Annotated in this window: 12 protein-coding genes; all 12 read left to right on the top strand. The window is 61.6% G+C overall.

Features of this window, described 5'->3' with window-relative positions; all coding sequences use genetic code 11:
* Nucleotides 1-31 precede the first annotated feature (31 nt).
* Nucleotides 32-1,699 (top strand): urocanate hydratase, encoded by a 1,668-nt coding sequence (gene hutU, locus J5M57_RS22025; RefSeq protein WP_099093345.1) that lies wholly within the window; start codon nucleotides 32-34, stop codon nucleotides 1,697-1,699.
* A 143-nt stretch (nucleotides 1,700-1,842) separates the two neighbouring features.
* Entirely contained in the window at nucleotides 1,843-3,315 is a 1,473-nt protein-coding gene (locus J5M57_RS22020) for a cytosine permease (protein WP_207849197.1), read from the top strand.
* A gap of 69 nt (nucleotides 3,316-3,384) precedes the next feature.
* Nucleotides 3,385-4,353 carry an ABC transporter substrate-binding protein gene (locus tag J5M57_RS22015; protein ID WP_064585562.1) on the top strand — a complete coding sequence of 323 codons (969 nt, stop codon included), beginning with the start codon at nucleotides 3,385-3,387 and terminating at the stop codon, nucleotides 4,351-4,353.
* 83 nt (nucleotides 4,354-4,436) lie between these two features.
* The gene (locus J5M57_RS22010) at nucleotides 4,437-5,288 is read left to right on the top strand and encodes a proline/glycine betaine ABC transporter permease (RefSeq protein WP_007949591.1); all 852 of its coding nucleotides are present in this window, start codon (nucleotides 4,437-4,439) and stop codon (nucleotides 5,286-5,288) included.
* Nucleotides 5,285-6,115: a glycine betaine/L-proline ABC transporter ATP-binding protein gene (locus J5M57_RS22005; protein ID WP_052178219.1), complete on the top strand. Its 831-nt coding sequence runs from the start codon at nucleotides 5,285-5,287 to the stop codon at nucleotides 6,113-6,115. The genes J5M57_RS22010 and J5M57_RS22005 overlap by 4 nt, the downstream gene beginning before the upstream one ends.
* 152 nt (nucleotides 6,116-6,267) lie before the next feature.
* Nucleotides 6,268-7,791 (top strand): histidine ammonia-lyase, encoded by a 1,524-nt coding sequence (gene hutH / locus J5M57_RS22000; RefSeq protein ID WP_207849196.1) that lies wholly within the window; start codon nucleotides 6,268-6,270, stop codon nucleotides 7,789-7,791.
* A gap of 128 nt (nucleotides 7,792-7,919) precedes the next feature.
* Entirely contained in the window at nucleotides 7,920-9,452 is a 1,533-nt protein-coding gene (gene hutH / locus J5M57_RS21995; protein WP_207849195.1) for a histidine ammonia-lyase, read from the top strand.
* A gap of 99 nt (nucleotides 9,453-9,551) precedes the next feature.
* The gene (gene hutI, locus J5M57_RS21990; RefSeq protein WP_207849194.1) at nucleotides 9,552-10,757 is read left to right on the top strand and encodes an imidazolonepropionase; all 1,206 of its coding nucleotides are present in this window, start codon (nucleotides 9,552-9,554) and stop codon (nucleotides 10,755-10,757) included.
* Nucleotides 10,758-10,767: 10 nt separating this feature from the next.
* Nucleotides 10,768-11,565, top strand: a complete 798-nt coding sequence (gene hutG, locus J5M57_RS21985; protein WP_207849193.1) for an N-formylglutamate deformylase — start codon at nucleotides 10,768-10,770, stop codon at nucleotides 11,563-11,565.
* 169 nt (nucleotides 11,566-11,734) lie between these two features.
* Nucleotides 11,735-12,202, top strand: coding sequence for a DUF3757 domain-containing protein (locus tag J5M57_RS21980; protein WP_207849192.1), 468 nt, complete (start codon nucleotides 11,735-11,737; stop codon nucleotides 12,200-12,202).
* 165 nt (nucleotides 12,203-12,367) lie between these two features.
* Nucleotides 12,368-13,315 carry a choline ABC transporter substrate-binding protein gene (locus tag J5M57_RS21975; RefSeq protein ID WP_207849191.1) on the top strand — a complete coding sequence of 316 codons (948 nt, stop codon included), beginning with the start codon at nucleotides 12,368-12,370 and terminating at the stop codon, nucleotides 13,313-13,315.
* Entirely contained in the window at nucleotides 13,315-14,220 is a 906-nt protein-coding gene (locus J5M57_RS21970) for an alpha/beta hydrolase (RefSeq protein ID WP_207849190.1), read from the top strand. The genes J5M57_RS21975 and J5M57_RS21970 overlap by 1 nt, the downstream gene beginning before the upstream one ends.
* Nucleotides 14,221-14,238 lie beyond the last annotated feature (18 nt).

Raw genomic sequence — 14,238 nt, 5'->3', positions numbered from 1 at the left:
CTGAGGAGTCTCTTTCGTGACTGACAACAAAATGACTAAGTTTCGCGACGTCGAAATCCGTGCATCGCGCGGCAACAAGCTGACCGCCAAGAGCTGGCTGACCGAAGCGCCGCTGCGCATGCTGATGAACAACCTCGACCCGGAAGTGGCCGAGAACCCTAAAGAGCTGGTGGTCTACGGTGGTATCGGTCGCGCTGCGCGCAACTGGGAGTGCTACGACAAGATCGTCGAGAGCCTGACCAACCTGAACGACGACGAGACCCTGCTGGTGCAATCCGGCAAGCCGGTCGGCGTGTTCAAGACCCACAGCAATGCCCCGCGCGTGCTGATCGCCAACTCCAACCTCGTACCGCACTGGGCGAGCTGGGAGCACTTCAACGAACTCGACGCCAAAGGCCTGGCCATGTACGGCCAGATGACCGCCGGCAGCTGGATCTACATCGGCAGCCAGGGCATCGTCCAAGGCACCTACGAAACCTTCGTTGAAGCCGGTCGCCAGCATTACAACGACAACCTCAAAGGCAAGTGGGTGCTGACCGCAGGCCTCGGCGGCATGGGCGGCGCACAACCGCTGGCGGCAACCCTGGCCGGCGCTTGCTCGCTGAACATCGAATGCCAGCAGGTGAGCATCGATTTCCGCCTGAAAAGCCGCTACGTCGACGAGCAAGCCAAAGACCTCGACGACGCGCTGGCGCGCATCGCCAAATACACCGCCGAAGGCAAAGCGATCTCTATCGCGCTGCTGGGTAACGCCGCAGAAATTCTCCCGGAACTGGTCAAGCGCGGCGTACGCCCGGACATGGTCACCGACCAGACCAGCGCCCACGACCCGCTCAACGGTTACTTGCCAGCCGGCTGGACCTGGGACGAGTACCGCGCCCGCGCCAAGACCGAGCCGGCCGCTGTGATCAAAGCCGCCAAGCAATCGATGGCCGTACACGTCAAAGCGATGCTGGAATTCCAGAAGCAAGGCATTCCGACCTTCGACTACGGCAACAACATCCGTCAGATGGCGCAGGAAGAAGGCGTGGAAAACGCGTTCGACTTCCCGGGCTTCGTACCGGCCTATATTCGTCCGCTGTTCTGCCGTGGCATCGGCCCGTTCCGCTGGGCGGCGCTGTCGGGCGATCCGCAAGACATCTACAAAACCGACGCCAAGGTCAAAGAACTGATCCCGGACGACGCGCACCTGCACAACTGGCTGGACATGGCCCGCGAGCGCATCAGCTTCCAGGGTCTGCCGGCGCGTATCTGCTGGGTCGGTCTGGGCCTGCGCGCCAAGCTCGGTCTGGCGTTCAATGAAATGGTGCGCAGCGGCGAGTTGTCGGCACCGATCGTGATCGGTCGCGACCACCTCGACTCCGGCTCGGTGGCCAGCCCGAACCGCGAAACCGAATCGATGCAGGACGGTTCCGACGCCGTGTCCGACTGGCCACTGCTCAACGCTTTGCTGAACACCGCGAGCGGCGCGACCTGGGTTTCCCTGCACCACGGCGGTGGCGTGGGCATGGGCTTCTCGCAGCACTCGGGCATGGTGATTGTCTGCGACGGTACCGATGAAGCGGCCGAGCGCATTGCCCGCGTGCTGCACAACGACCCGGCCACTGGGGTCATGCGTCACGCCGATGCCGGTTACCAGATCGCCATCGACTGCGCCAAGGAGCAGGGTCTGAACCTGCCGATGATTACCGGCAAATAAACGCTCAACCCTGTAGGAGCTGCCGAAGGCTGCGATCTTTTGATGTTGATTTTTTAAGATCAAGAGATCGCAGCCTCGTTTCACTCGACAGCTCCTACAGGGGTACGAACCAACCCAGAATAACAATCCACAGAGGTTGAATCATGGCTGTAACCCCCGATCGTGCAGGCAACAAACCGTTGATCGAAAGGCGTTCGATCGACTACATCCCCGAAGCGGAAAGACACGGTCGTCTGTTGAGCCAGTTCACCCTGTGGATGGGGGCGAACCTGCAAATCACCGCGATTGTCACCGGGGCCTTGGCCGTGGTGCTGGGCGGTGATGTGTTCTGGTCGTTGATCGGTCTGTTGATCGGTCAACTGCTGGGCGGCGGCGTGATGGCGCTGCACGCCGCGCAAGGGCCGAAACTGGGCCTGCCGCAGATGATTTCCAGCCGCGTGCAGTTCGGGGTTTATGGCGCGGCGATCCCGATTGTTCTGGTGTGCCTGATGTACCTGGGCTTCACCGCTACCGGCACCGTGTTGTCCGGTCAGGCGCTGGGCCAGCTGTTCGGCGTCAGCGACACCGTTGGCATCCTGCTGTTCGCCAGCGTCATTGTACTGGTCACGGTGCTCGGTTATCGGGTGATCCACTGGATCGGCCGGGTCGCCAGCGTGATTGGCGTGATCGCCTTCGTGTACCTGTTCAGCCGTCTGCTGAGTCAGGTGGATGTCGGGGCTCTGTTGCAGATCCGCCACTTCAGCTGGAGCAGCTTCCTGCTGGCGGTGTCGCTCGCGGCGTCCTGGCAGATCGCGTTCGGCCCGTATGTGGCGGACTATTCGCGCTACCTGCCGAGCAAGGTTTCCTCGGTGAAAACCTTCTTCGCCGCGGGTGCTGGTTCGGTGATCGGGGCGCAAGTGGCGATGGTTCTTGGCGTGTTCGCCGCCGCTTCGGCCAACGGCCAGTTTGCCGGTCACGAAGTGGCGTACATCGTCGGGCTGGGCGGCACCGGTGCCACCGCGGCGCTGCTGTACTTCAGCATCGCGTTCGGCAAGGTAACCATCTCGACGCTGAACTCCTACGGCAGCTTCATGTGCATAGCCACCATCATCAGTGGTTTCCGCGGGAACTTGACGGTCTCGCGCATGCAGCGTCTGGTGTTCGTGCTGGTGATCGTCGGTGCGGCGACCCTGATCGCCTTGCTCGGCCAGCACTCGTTCCTCGGTGCATTCAAGTCGTTCATCCTGTTCCTGCTGGCATTTTTCACGCCCTGGAGCGCGATCAACCTGGTCGACTACTACTGCATTACCCGCGAGCGCTACGACGTACCGGCGCTGGCCGATCCGAACGGTCGCTACGGGCGCTGGAACCTGCTCGGGATCAGCATCTACGTGTTCGGTGTGCTGGTGCAGCTGCCGTTCATCTCCACCAAGTTCTACACCGGCCCGCTGGTGGCCGCCCTCGGCGATGTGGACATCTCCTGGATCATCGGTCTGGTGCTGCCTGCCGCCCTGTATTACGTGTGCGCCATAAAATGGCACGGCTCGGTGCCTGATCATCTGATTCTGCCGGTCGAGCAGAACAGCGTTGTACCACCTGAAAAAAGTGGGGCCGGTCGCGCTGCGGCGCAGGCCTGATTGGACGTGGACAGGGCTGGATGCCTCTTGACTGCCGTAAGCCAATTCATGATTAGGAGCGTCGCAACAATGAAATCGAACAAGACCCTGCTCACCACATTGCTGTCCATGGGCCTGCTGGCCAGTGCCGGCGCCACCCAGGCCGCCGGTTGGTGCGAATCCGGCAAACCGGTGAAATTCGCCGGCCTGAACTGGGAAAGCGGCATGCTGCTGACCGACGTGCTGCAAGTGGTGCTGGAGAAAGGTTACGACTGCAAGACCGACAGCCTGCCGGGCAACTCCATCACCATGGAGAACGCCCTGAGCAGCAACGATATTCAAGTGTTCGCCGAAGAATGGGTCGGCCGCAGCGAGGTCTGGAACAAGGCCGAGAAGGCCGGCAAGGTCGTCGGTGTCGGTGCGCCGATCGTCGGCGCCGTCGAAGGCTGGTACGTGCCGCGCTACGTGATCGAAGGCGACGCCAAGCGCAAGCTTGAGCCGAAAGCCCCGGACCTGAAAAACATTGCCGATCTGGGCAAATACGCCGCCATCTTCAAAGACGCCGAAGAGCCGTCCAAGGGCCGTTTCTACAACTGCCCGGCGGGCTGGACCTGCGAGCTGGACAACAGCGAAATGCTCAAAAGCTACGGTCTGGAAAGCACCTATACCAACTTCCGTCCGGGCACCGGCCCGGCGCTGGATGCGGCGGTGCTGTCGAGCTACAAGCGTGGCGAGCCGATCCTGTTCTACTACTGGTCGCCAACCCCGCTGATGGGCCAGATCGACGCGGTCAAACTCGACGAGAAACCGGGCGTCGACAAGACCGTGAGCATCAAGGTCGGCCTGTCGAAAACCTTCCACGAGCAAGCCCCGGAACTGGTGGCCGTGCTGGAAAAGGTCAACCTGCCGATCGACCTGCTGAACCAGAACCTGGGACGCATGGCGAAGGAACGTATCGAGTCGCCAAAACTGGCGAAAATCTTCCTCAAGGAACATCCTGAGGTCTGGCATGCGTGGGTCAGTGACGACGCAGCCAAGAAAATCGACGCGGCGCTGTAGGTCGATACCTCCCGGCTAACCGTGAGGCTGGCCGGGAGATATGCCGTAATCGCTTGATTGAGATTTCTGATTGAGAGCCGCTTATGTTTCCCGAAAGCTTTACCTTTTCCATCGCCGACTGGGTCAACGGTTGGGTCGATTCGCTGGTCACCAATTACGGTGATGTGTTCCGCCACATCTCGGACACCCTGCTGTGGGCCATCGTCAACCTCGAAGGCCTGCTGCGCGCGGCGCCATGGTGGTTGATGCTGGCGATCGTCGGCGTCGTCGCCTGGCACGCCACGCGTAAAGTGGTGACCACCGCCGTCATCGTCGGTCTGCTGTTCCTGGTGGGCGCCGTCGGCCTGTGGGACAAACTCATGCAGACCCTGGCGCTGATGATGGTCGCGACGATCATTTCGGTGCTGATCGGCATTCCGCTGGGGATTCTCTCGGCGCGCAGCAATCGCCTGCGTTCGGTGCTGATGCCGCTGCTCGACATCATGCAGACCATGCCGAGTTTCGTGTACCTGATCCCGGTGCTGATGCTGTTCGGCCTGGGCAAGGTCCCGGCGATTTTCGCCACGGTGATCTACGCCGCACCGCCGCTGATTCGCCTGACCGATCTGGGCATTCGCCAGGTCGACGGCGAAGTGATGGAAGCGATCAACGCCTTTGGTGCCAACCGCTGGCAGCAACTGTTCGGCGTGCAACTGCCGCTGGCCCTGCCGAGCATCATGGCCGGGATCAACCAGACCACCATGATGGCCCTGTCGATGGTGGTGATCGCCTCGATGATCGGCGCCCGTGGTCTGGGTGAAGATGTGCTGGTGGGGATTCAGACCCTCAACGTCGGACGCGGCCTCGAAGCCGGTCTGGCGATCGTGATTCTCGCAGTGGTCATCGACCGCATTACTCAGGCGTACGGTCGGCCACGGCATGAGGTGAGCAAATGAGCAACGCAACCGTGAGCAAGATCGAAGTCAAAAACGTCTTCAAGATTTTTGGCAACCGCGCCAAGGATGCACTGGCGATGGTCGGCCAAGGCAAGACCAAGGATCAAGTGCTGAACGAGACCGGTTGCGTGGTTGGGGTCAATGACCTGTCGCTGAGCATCGGCACCGGTGAGATCTTCGTAATCATGGGCCTGTCCGGTTCCGGGAAGTCGACCCTGGTGCGCCACTTCAATCGGCTGATCGACCCGACCAGCGGCGCGATCCTTGTCGATGGTGTGGACATCCTGCAATACGACATGGACGCCCTGCGCGAATTTCGCCGGCACAAGATCAGCATGGTGTTCCAGAGCTTCGGCCTGCTGCCGCACAAGACCGTACTCGACAACGTTGCCTACGGTCTGAAAGTGCGTGGCGAGAGCAAGCAGATGTGCTCCGAACGCGCGCTGCACTGGATCAACACCGTGGGCCTCAAGGGCTACGAAAACAAATACCCGCATCAGCTCTCCGGTGGCATGCGTCAGCGCGTCGGCCTGGCCCGTGCATTGGCGGCGGACACCGACATCATCCTGATGGACGAAGCGTTCAGTGCGCTCGATCCGCTGATCCGCGCCGAGATGCAGGACCAGTTGCTGGAGCTGCAAAAGACCCTGCACAAAACCATCGTGTTCATCACCCACGACCTCGACGAGGCTGTGCGCATCGGCAACCGCATCGCGATCCTCAAGGATGGTCGCCTGATTCAGGTCGGCACCCCGCGCGAGATCCTGCATTCGCCGGCGGATGAGTACGTCGACCGGTTCGTGCAGCGGCGGGCGGCGGTGGTTTGAGAGATATGGAGGGAGACTGCTGTTGTGGCGAGGGAGCTTGCTCCCGCTCGAGCGCGCAGCGGTCGCAAAAACGTTGGGCCTGCTTCGCAGTCCAGCGGGAGCAAGCTCCCTCGCCACAGGGTGTATCAACAGAATTGGTATGAGGTTTTTAGATGTCCCAGACTGAAAAAATCATCATCACCGGCGGCCCCCTGCGTTGGCAGGACGTGGTCGCCGTCGCCCGTCACGGCGCGCAACTGGAACTGTCGAGCGAGACCTGGGCGCGCATCGAAAATGCTCAGGCCATCGTCCAGCGCATTGTCGAAAGCGGCGAGCGCGCCTATGGCGTCAACACCGGTCTGGGCGGTTTGTCCAACGTCTCGCTGAAAGACGAACAACTCAGCCAGCTCTCGCGCAATACCTTGCTCAGCCACGCCTGCGGCGTCGGCCCGGTGCTGGCGGACGAGCAGACCCGCGCGATCCTCTGCGCCGCGATCCACAACTACAGCCACGGCAAATCCGGCATTCATCGCCGCGTAGTCGAAGCGCTGCTGGCGCTGCTCAATCGCGGCATCACCCCCCAGGTTCCTGCGCAAGGTTCGGTGGGCTACCTGACGCACATGGCGCACATCGGCATCGCGCTGCTCGGCGTGGGCAATGTCAGCTATCGCGGGCAAATCACCTCGGCGCAACAGGCGCTGGCCGAATCAGGGCTGCAACCGGTGCAGCTCGGTGCGAAGGACGGCTTGTGCCTGGTCAATGGCACACCGTGCATGACCGGCCTCAGCTGTCTGGCGATTGCCGATGCCACGCGGCTGGTGCAATGGGCCGATGTCATCGGTGCCATGAGCTTCGAAGCCCAGCGCGGCCAGATTGCGGCGTTCGACGCCGAGATCATCGCGCTCAAGCCGCACCCGGGCATGCAGCAGGTCGGGATCAATCTGCGCGCGTTGCTCGATGGCAGTGAAGTGATCGCGGCCAGCCAAGGCATTCGCACTCAGGATGCGCTGAGCATCCGTTCGATCCCGCAGGTCCACGGCGCGGCGCGTGATCAGTTGGAGCACGCGATCAAGCAAGTGGAAGCCGAACTCAACGGCTGCACTGACAATCCGCTGCTGTTGGGCACGCCGGAGAATTTCCGGGTGATGTCGCAAGCCAACCCACACGGCCAGTCGGTGGCGATGGCGGCGGACTTGCTGGCGATTGCCATGGCCGAAATCGGCTCGATTGCCGAGCGCCGTCTCGATCGCTTGGTGAATCCGCACGTCAGCGGTTTGCCGGCGTTTCTGGTGGCCAATCCGGGGGTGAACTCCGGGATGATGATCGTGCAATACGTCGCCGCCTCGCTGTGCGCGGAAAACCGCCAGTTGGCGCAGCCGGCGGTGCTCGACAACTATGTCACCTCGGGCCTGCAGGAAGACCACCTGAGCATGGGCACCAGCGCCGCGCTCAAACTTCACCGTGCCCTGGAAAACTGCACGCAGATCCTCGCCATCGAATATCTGTTGGCGGCGCAGGCCTTTGAATTCCTCAAGGAACAGCGCTTTGGCGCGGGCACTGACCGGGCGTGGCGACTGCTGCGCGAAACGGTCCCGGCCTACGATCAGGACCGCTGGCTGGCGCCTGATATCGCTGCCGCCGCAAGCGTGTTGAAAGACCCGAATTCGCTGCACAACGTATTACCGAATCTGCACTGACAATACCCATACCAGCGTGCCAAGGCGCGGATCGCTCAGAAGGCGAGAGGCGACGGATAACGGAATGCTCCGGAGCGACTGGTAGTTTCTCTTTATTCAAGAGACGAACTCACAAAAGGAGCACATAAATGACTGCGCTGAACCTGATCCCCGGCCAACTGAGCCTGGCCCAACTGCGTGACGTTTATCAGAACCCGGTCAAGCTGACCCTCGACCACAGCGCCTCCGCGCAGATCGAGGCCAGCGTCGCTTGCGTTGAACAGATCCTCGCCGAGAACCGCACCGCCTACGGCATCAACACCGGTTTCGGCCTGCTGGCCTCGACCCGCATCGCCAGCGAAGACCTGGAAAACCTGCAGCGTTCGCTGGTGCTGTCCCACGCCGCCGGTGTCGGCCAGCCGATCAGTGATGAGCTGGTGCGCCTGATCATGGTGCTCAAGGTCAACAGCCTCAGCCGTGGTTTCTCCGGCATCCGCCGCGTGGTGATCGATGCGCTGATTGCACTGATCAATGCTGAGGTTTATCCGCACATTCCGCTGAAAGGTTCGGTCGGTGCCTCGGGTGACCTCGCGCCATTGGCGCACATGTCGCTGGTGCTGCTGGGCGAGGGCAAGGCACGTTACAAGGGCGAGTGGATGGAAGCGACCGAAGCGCTGAAAGTCGCTGGTCTGAGCCCGCTGACCCTGGCCGCAAAAGAAGGTCTGGCGCTGCTCAACGGCACTCAGGTGTCCACCGCATTTGCCCTGCGCGGCCTGTTTGAAGGTGAGGATCTGTTTGCCGGTGCCATCGCCTTGGGCGGTCTGACCGTTGAAGCGGTCCTCGGCTCGCGCTCGCCGTTCGACGCGCGCATCCACGCTGCCCGTGGCCAGAAGGGCCAGATCGACGCCGCTGCGGCTTACCGTGACCTGCTGGGTGAGCGCAGCGAAGTCTCCGACTCGCACCAGAACTGCGAGAAGGTTCAAGACCCCTATTCGCTGCGTTGCCAGCCGCAAGTCATGGGCGCCTGCCTGACCCAGTTCCGCCAGGCCGCCGAAGTGCTGGTCGTCGAAGCCAACGCCGTGTCGGATAACCCGCTGGTATTCGCCGCTGAAGGCGACGTGATTTCCGGCGGCAACTTCCACGCTGAACCGGTGGCCATGGCCGCCGACAACATGGCCTTGGCCATCGCTGAAATCGGCTCGCTGAGCGAGCGCCGCATCTCGCTGATGATGGACAAGCACATGTCGCAACTGCCGCCGTTCCTGGTGGCCAACGGCGGGGTCAACTCCGGTTTCATGATCGCCCAGGTGACGGCTGCTGCACTGGCCAGCGAGAACAAGGCGCTGTCCCATCCGCATTCGGTCGACAGCCTGCCGACCTCGGCCAACCAGGAAGACCACGTGTCCATGGCCCCGGCCGCCGGCAAGCGCCTGTGGGAAATGGCCGAGAATACTCGCGGGATTCTCGCGGTGGAATGGCTGGCGGCGGTGCAGGGCCTGGACCTGCGCAACGGTCTGAAGACCTCGGCCAAACTGGAACAGGCGCGGGCGATTCTGCGTAAGGAAGTGCCGTTCTATGAGAAGGACCGTTTCTTTGCGCCGGACATCAATGCCGCGACTGAACTTCTGGCTTCGCGGTGCCTGACCGAACTGGTTCCAGTGAAGCTTTTGCCTAGCCTGTAAGGGCCCTTTCGCTGGCAAGCCAGCTCCCACAGGGACAACGCAATACCTGTGGGAGCTGGCTTGCCAGCGATACGATTTTGAACAAGACGAGGACTTGGGATGAAAACCCTCTGGCAACACTGCCACGTCGCAACCATGGCGCAAGGCGTTTACTCGATCATCGAGGATGCGGCCATCGTGACGTTCGGTGCGCACATCGAGTGGATCGGCCCGCGCACTCAATTGCCCTCCGGCGAATACCCGGCGGTCAACGACCTGCTAGGCGCGTGGGTCACCCCCGGCCTGATCGATTGCCACACTCACACCGTGTTTGGCGGTAACCGCAGCGGCGAATTCGAAAAGCGTCTGCAAGGCGTCAGCTACGCGGAAATTGCAGCGCAGGGCGGTGGCATCGCCAGCACCGTGCGCGCCACCCGTGAAGCGAGCGAAGACGAGTTGTTCGCCAGCGCCGCCAAACGCCTGAAAAGCCTGATGCGCGATGGCGTGACCACGGTCGAGATGAAGTCCGGCTACGGTCTGGATCTGGCCAGCGAACGCAAGATCCTGCGGGTCATCCGGCGTCTGCAGAAAGAGCTGCCGATCAGCGTGCGCAGCACCTGTCTGGCCGCCCACGCGTTGCCGCCGGAGTACAAGGATCGCGCTGACGACTACATCGAGCACATCTGTGCCGAGATGCTTCCGGCGCTGGCCGCCGAAGGGCTGGTCGACGCCGTGGATGCGTTCTGCGAATACCTGGCGTTCTCGCCGGAGCAGGTCGAGCGGGTGTTCATCACCGCACAGAAACTCGGTCTGCCGGTGAAGCTGCACGCTGAACAATTATCCTCGCTGCATGGCTCCAGCCTGGCGGCGCGCTATCACGCGTTGTCCGCCGATCATCTGGAGTTCATGGATGAAGACGACGCCATCGCCATGGCCAAATCCGACACCGTCGCGGTGCTGCTGCCGGGGGCGTTTTATTTCCTGCGCGAAACCCAGTTGCCGCCGATGGACGCCTTGCGCAAGCACAAGGTGAAAATCGCCATCGCCAGTGACCTCAACCCCGGCACGTCGCCGACACTGTCGCTGCGCCTGATGCTGAACATGGCGTGCACCTGTTTCCGCATGACCCCGGAAGAAGCCCTGGCCGGCGCGACCATTCATGCCGCGCAAGCGCTGGGCATGGCCGATACGCATGGCTCGCTGGAAGTCGGCAAGGTCGCGGATTTTGTCGCCTGGCACATCGATCGTCCGGCGGACCTGGCCTATTGGCTCGGTGGCGATCTGGACAAACGCGTCGTGCGTCACGGCGTTGAATCAAGTTTGTAGGAGAGCGGTTGTGGATAAGGTTCTGAGTTTCAAACAAGGTCGCGTACCGCTGCTGATCAGCATGCCGCATGCCGGCGTGCGCCTGACGCCTGCGGTCGAGGCCGGGTTGATCGCGGACGCGAAAAGCCTGCCGGACACCGACTGGCACATTCCGCAGCTCTACGATTTTGCCGAGGCGCTGGGCGCCAGCACTTTGGCCGCCGAGTACTCGCGGTTCGTCATCGACCTGAACCGTCCGTCCGACGATAAACCACTGTATGCCGGCGCCACCACCGGGCTGTACCCGGCGACGCTGTTTGACGGTATCCCGTTGTTCCGCGAAGGGCACGAGCCCACGAAAGCAGAGCGCGCGACTTACCTGGAGCAGATCTGGACGCCGTATCACCGCACCCTGCAACAAGAGCTGGCGCGGCTGAAGGCTGAGTTTGGCTATGCACTGCTGTTCGACGCGCATTCGATCCGCTCGATCATCCCGCACCTGTTCGACGGCAAACTGCCGGACTTCAACCTTGGCACCTTCAACGGCGCCAGTTGCGATCCGCAGCTGGCGACGCAACTGGAAGCCATCTGCGCGCGCCACGACCATTACAGCCACGTGCTCAACGGACGCTTCAAGGGCGGCCACATCACCCGCCATTACGGCGACCCGGCCGAGAACATCCACGCCGTGCAACTGGAGCTGTGCCAGAGCACCTACATGGAAGAGTTCGAACCGTTCCGCTACCGCGCCGATCTGGCGGAGCCGACACGGGTGGTGCTGAAGGAGCTGCTGCAAGAGCTGCTCGCCTGGGGCCAGGCAAACTATTGATTCAAGTGTTCAATGATCGCGTGAATGGGCGTGATCATTGTTCCTCTGGAAAATGAGGAATCGGACTACGTAATACACAGATGCTTGCTACCGTTTTTCAGTCTCGGAAGCGTTACCGTCTGCGCGAAATCTGTTTTTTCGGCAGATGAATTTTCGGGAGACCCGTTAAATGAAAGTAGAAGCAGCTGTAGTCCTGTCGTTAAGTCTACTAACGATGAGCGTCCAGGCACTTGAAGTAGACCATTGCCCTTTGCCTGAAAACATCAAGAACACTCGAGGTGTTTTCACGGCCAATACGGTCAGCCGCGAGGGCCAATGGGTAGGGACTGTTTCGTCGGTCCGGACGAAGGACGGTGACGGTTTTTCCGCCGAGCCCGTGAAATCGTTCAATGGAGCCATTTTCTATTCGGCGAATGCAGGCGGGGTCAGTCGTGGCATCTTGAGTCGATGCATGTATTCAACCCACAAGGGAGAAAAAATGGATTTGTATTACCGCCCGGATGTTCGCCCGGAACTGGCGGTACGACTGCTGGATCTTAAAAACTGGAAACTCCAGCCGGAGTCCAGAGCGGGTTTGCAAACCTACATTTGCAAGAGCAAACAGCAGGGCGGCTGTGTGTTCGCCGTTATTGACTAGTGACGTCAGGTCTGCGATCGACGGGGAGGGGCCGACAGTCGCCACCGTGCAAATCCCGGTCGCCTCAGGTCGCTTTTCGGCCTCGTCTGCTGCGTAATGTTTCGGCCACGGTGCGAGAAGACACCGATCCGAACAATAACCCGCTGCCGCACGAGACGATTCCACATGAAAAAACTGTTCACTCGTTGTGCGTTAATCCTCACCGGCACTACGCTGCTCAGCGCTGGCGCCATGGCTTCCGACGATGCTTCCTGCAAAGCGGTGCGCATGGGGGTGGTCAACTGGACCGACGTGATCGCCACCAGCGGCATGGCCGATGTGCTGCTCAACGGCCTCGGCTATGAAAGCAAGCAGACCAGCGCCGTGCAGCAAATCATCTTCGCCGGCATCCGAGACAAGCGTCTGGACATCTTCCTCGGCTACTGGAAACCGGCGATGGATAAGAACATCGCGCCGTTCCTTGCCGCTAACCAAGTCAAAGTGATGGACAGGCCGAGTCTGGCGGATGCCCAGGCGACGCTGGCAGTTCCGGATTACGTGGCGGCGGCAGGGCTGAAAACCTTTGGTGATATCGCGACATTCAAGGCTCAACTCGGCGGAAAAATCTACGGTATCGAGCCCGGCAGCGGGGCTAACACCACGATCAAGACCATGATCGAAACCAACCGTTTCGGTCTGAAGGATTTCAAGATCATCGAGTCCGGTGAGGCCGGCATGCTCGCCGCCGTGCAGCGGGCGGTGAATCGCAAGGAGTTCGTGGTGTTCGTCGGCTGGACCCCGCACCCGATGAACATCAACATGAAAATCACCTACCTGACCGGCAGCGAAGACGTTTACGGCCCCAACGAAGGCGCCGCCACCGTTTCCACCGTCACCGCGCCGGACTACGCCGAACGCTGCCCGAACGTCCATCGACTGCTGGAAAACCTGACCTTCACCGCCGCTCAGGAAAGCCAGTTGATGGTGCCGATCATGGAGCGCAAGACACCGCAGGAAGTGGCGAAGACCTGGCTGCGTGAGCACCCGGAAGATTTGCAGCGCTGGCTGGCGGGTGTCAGCAGTTTCGATGGCAAGGATGGCGTGGCCACGGTTCAGGCCAGCCTGAAAAACTGATGAACACGTATCCACTGTCGCCGGCGATGGCGGCGTTTGTCGCCAAAACCGAAGGTTTCGCCAGCGACGACAGCAGCCTCGCCGGATTGCGCGAATCCTATGACGACATGTGCCGGGCATTTACCCCGCCGCGACCGGCAGGGCTTGAAGTAGAGGACTTCAAGCTGGGCGCGGTGCCGGTTCGCGTCTTTCGCCCATTCGGGGCGTCACCGCCCTGTGTGGTGTACCTGCACGGCGGCGGCTGGGTGTTCGGCGGGCTTGATTCCCACGATTTCATCTGCTGCGAACTGGCCATGGCGCTGGGGGTCGTGGTGGTGGCGGTGGATTATCGGCTGGCGCCGGAGTATCCGTTTCCCGCCGGGTTCGACGATTGCCTCAGTGTCTGGCGTGCCCTGCGTAGCGGGTCGTTCGGTTTCGACCGCGAGCGGATGCTGGTAGCCGGCGACAGCGCCGGTGGCAATCTCGCCGCCGCGTTGTGCCTGGCCTTGCGCGATGCCGGCGAGACGCTGCCCAACGCTCAGGTGCTGATCTATCCCGGACTGGGCGGCGACGAGCATTTGCCGTCACGCAGCGAATGCGCCGATGCGCCGTTGCTCACCAGCAGTGATGTGGACTGTTACCACGCGTTGTACTTGCGTGGCACGCCACAACCGAATGCCTGGGCCATGCCGTTGCTCGCCGACGACTTCAGAGGATTGCCCCCGGCCTGGATCGGCGTGGCGCAGTTCGATCCGTTGCGCGACGACGGTGTGCGCTACGCCGAACGACTGTCCGCCGCCGGGGGCGAGACCGTGCTGTATTACGGCGAGGGGCTGGTTCACGGATGTCTGCGGGCGCGGTATCAGGTCGCCGAAGTCGATCGCCTCTACGAAAACCTGCTGGAGTTCATGGCTGACAAATTGTGACAGCGCACGGGCATGCTC

Origin of the sequence: Pseudomonas sp. 86_A (assembly GCF_017491705.1) — a bacterium.
GTDB lineage: Bacteria > Pseudomonadota > Gammaproteobacteria > Pseudomonadales > Pseudomonadaceae > Aquipseudomonas > Aquipseudomonas koreensis.
The sequence above is the reverse complement of the archived record's forward strand: the minus strand, read 5'-3'. Positions and strand labels throughout refer to the sequence as shown.

Excerpts from the sequence above, each read along its gene's own strand:
- hutU (WP_099093345.1), top strand. The coding sequence starts at position 32 with ATGACTAAGTTTCGCGACGTCGAAATCCGTGCATCGCGCGGCAACAAG.
- J5M57_RS22020 (WP_207849197.1), top strand. The coding sequence starts at position 1,843 with ATGGCTGTAACCCCCGATCGTGCAGGCAACAAACCGTTGATCGAAAGG.
- J5M57_RS22015 (WP_064585562.1), top strand. The coding sequence starts at position 3,385 with ATGAAATCGAACAAGACCCTGCTCACCACATTGCTGTCCATGGGCCTG.
- J5M57_RS22010 (WP_007949591.1), top strand. The coding sequence starts at position 4,437 with ATGTTTCCCGAAAGCTTTACCTTTTCCATCGCCGACTGGGTCAACGGT.
- J5M57_RS22005 (WP_052178219.1), top strand. The coding sequence starts at position 5,285 with ATGAGCAACGCAACCGTGAGCAAGATCGAAGTCAAAAACGTCTTCAAG.
- hutH (WP_207849196.1), top strand. The coding sequence starts at position 6,268 with ATGTCCCAGACTGAAAAAATCATCATCACCGGCGGCCCCCTGCGTTGG.
- hutH (WP_207849195.1), top strand. The coding sequence starts at position 7,920 with ATGACTGCGCTGAACCTGATCCCCGGCCAACTGAGCCTGGCCCAACTG.
- hutI (WP_207849194.1), top strand. The coding sequence starts at position 9,552 with ATGAAAACCCTCTGGCAACACTGCCACGTCGCAACCATGGCGCAAGGC.
- J5M57_RS21980 (WP_207849192.1), top strand. The coding sequence starts at position 11,735 with ATGAAAGTAGAAGCAGCTGTAGTCCTGTCGTTAAGTCTACTAACGATG.
- J5M57_RS21975 (WP_207849191.1), top strand. The coding sequence starts at position 12,368 with ATGAAAAAACTGTTCACTCGTTGTGCGTTAATCCTCACCGGCACTACG.
- J5M57_RS21970 (WP_207849190.1), top strand. The coding sequence starts at position 13,315 with ATGAACACGTATCCACTGTCGCCGGCGATGGCGGCGTTTGTCGCCAAA.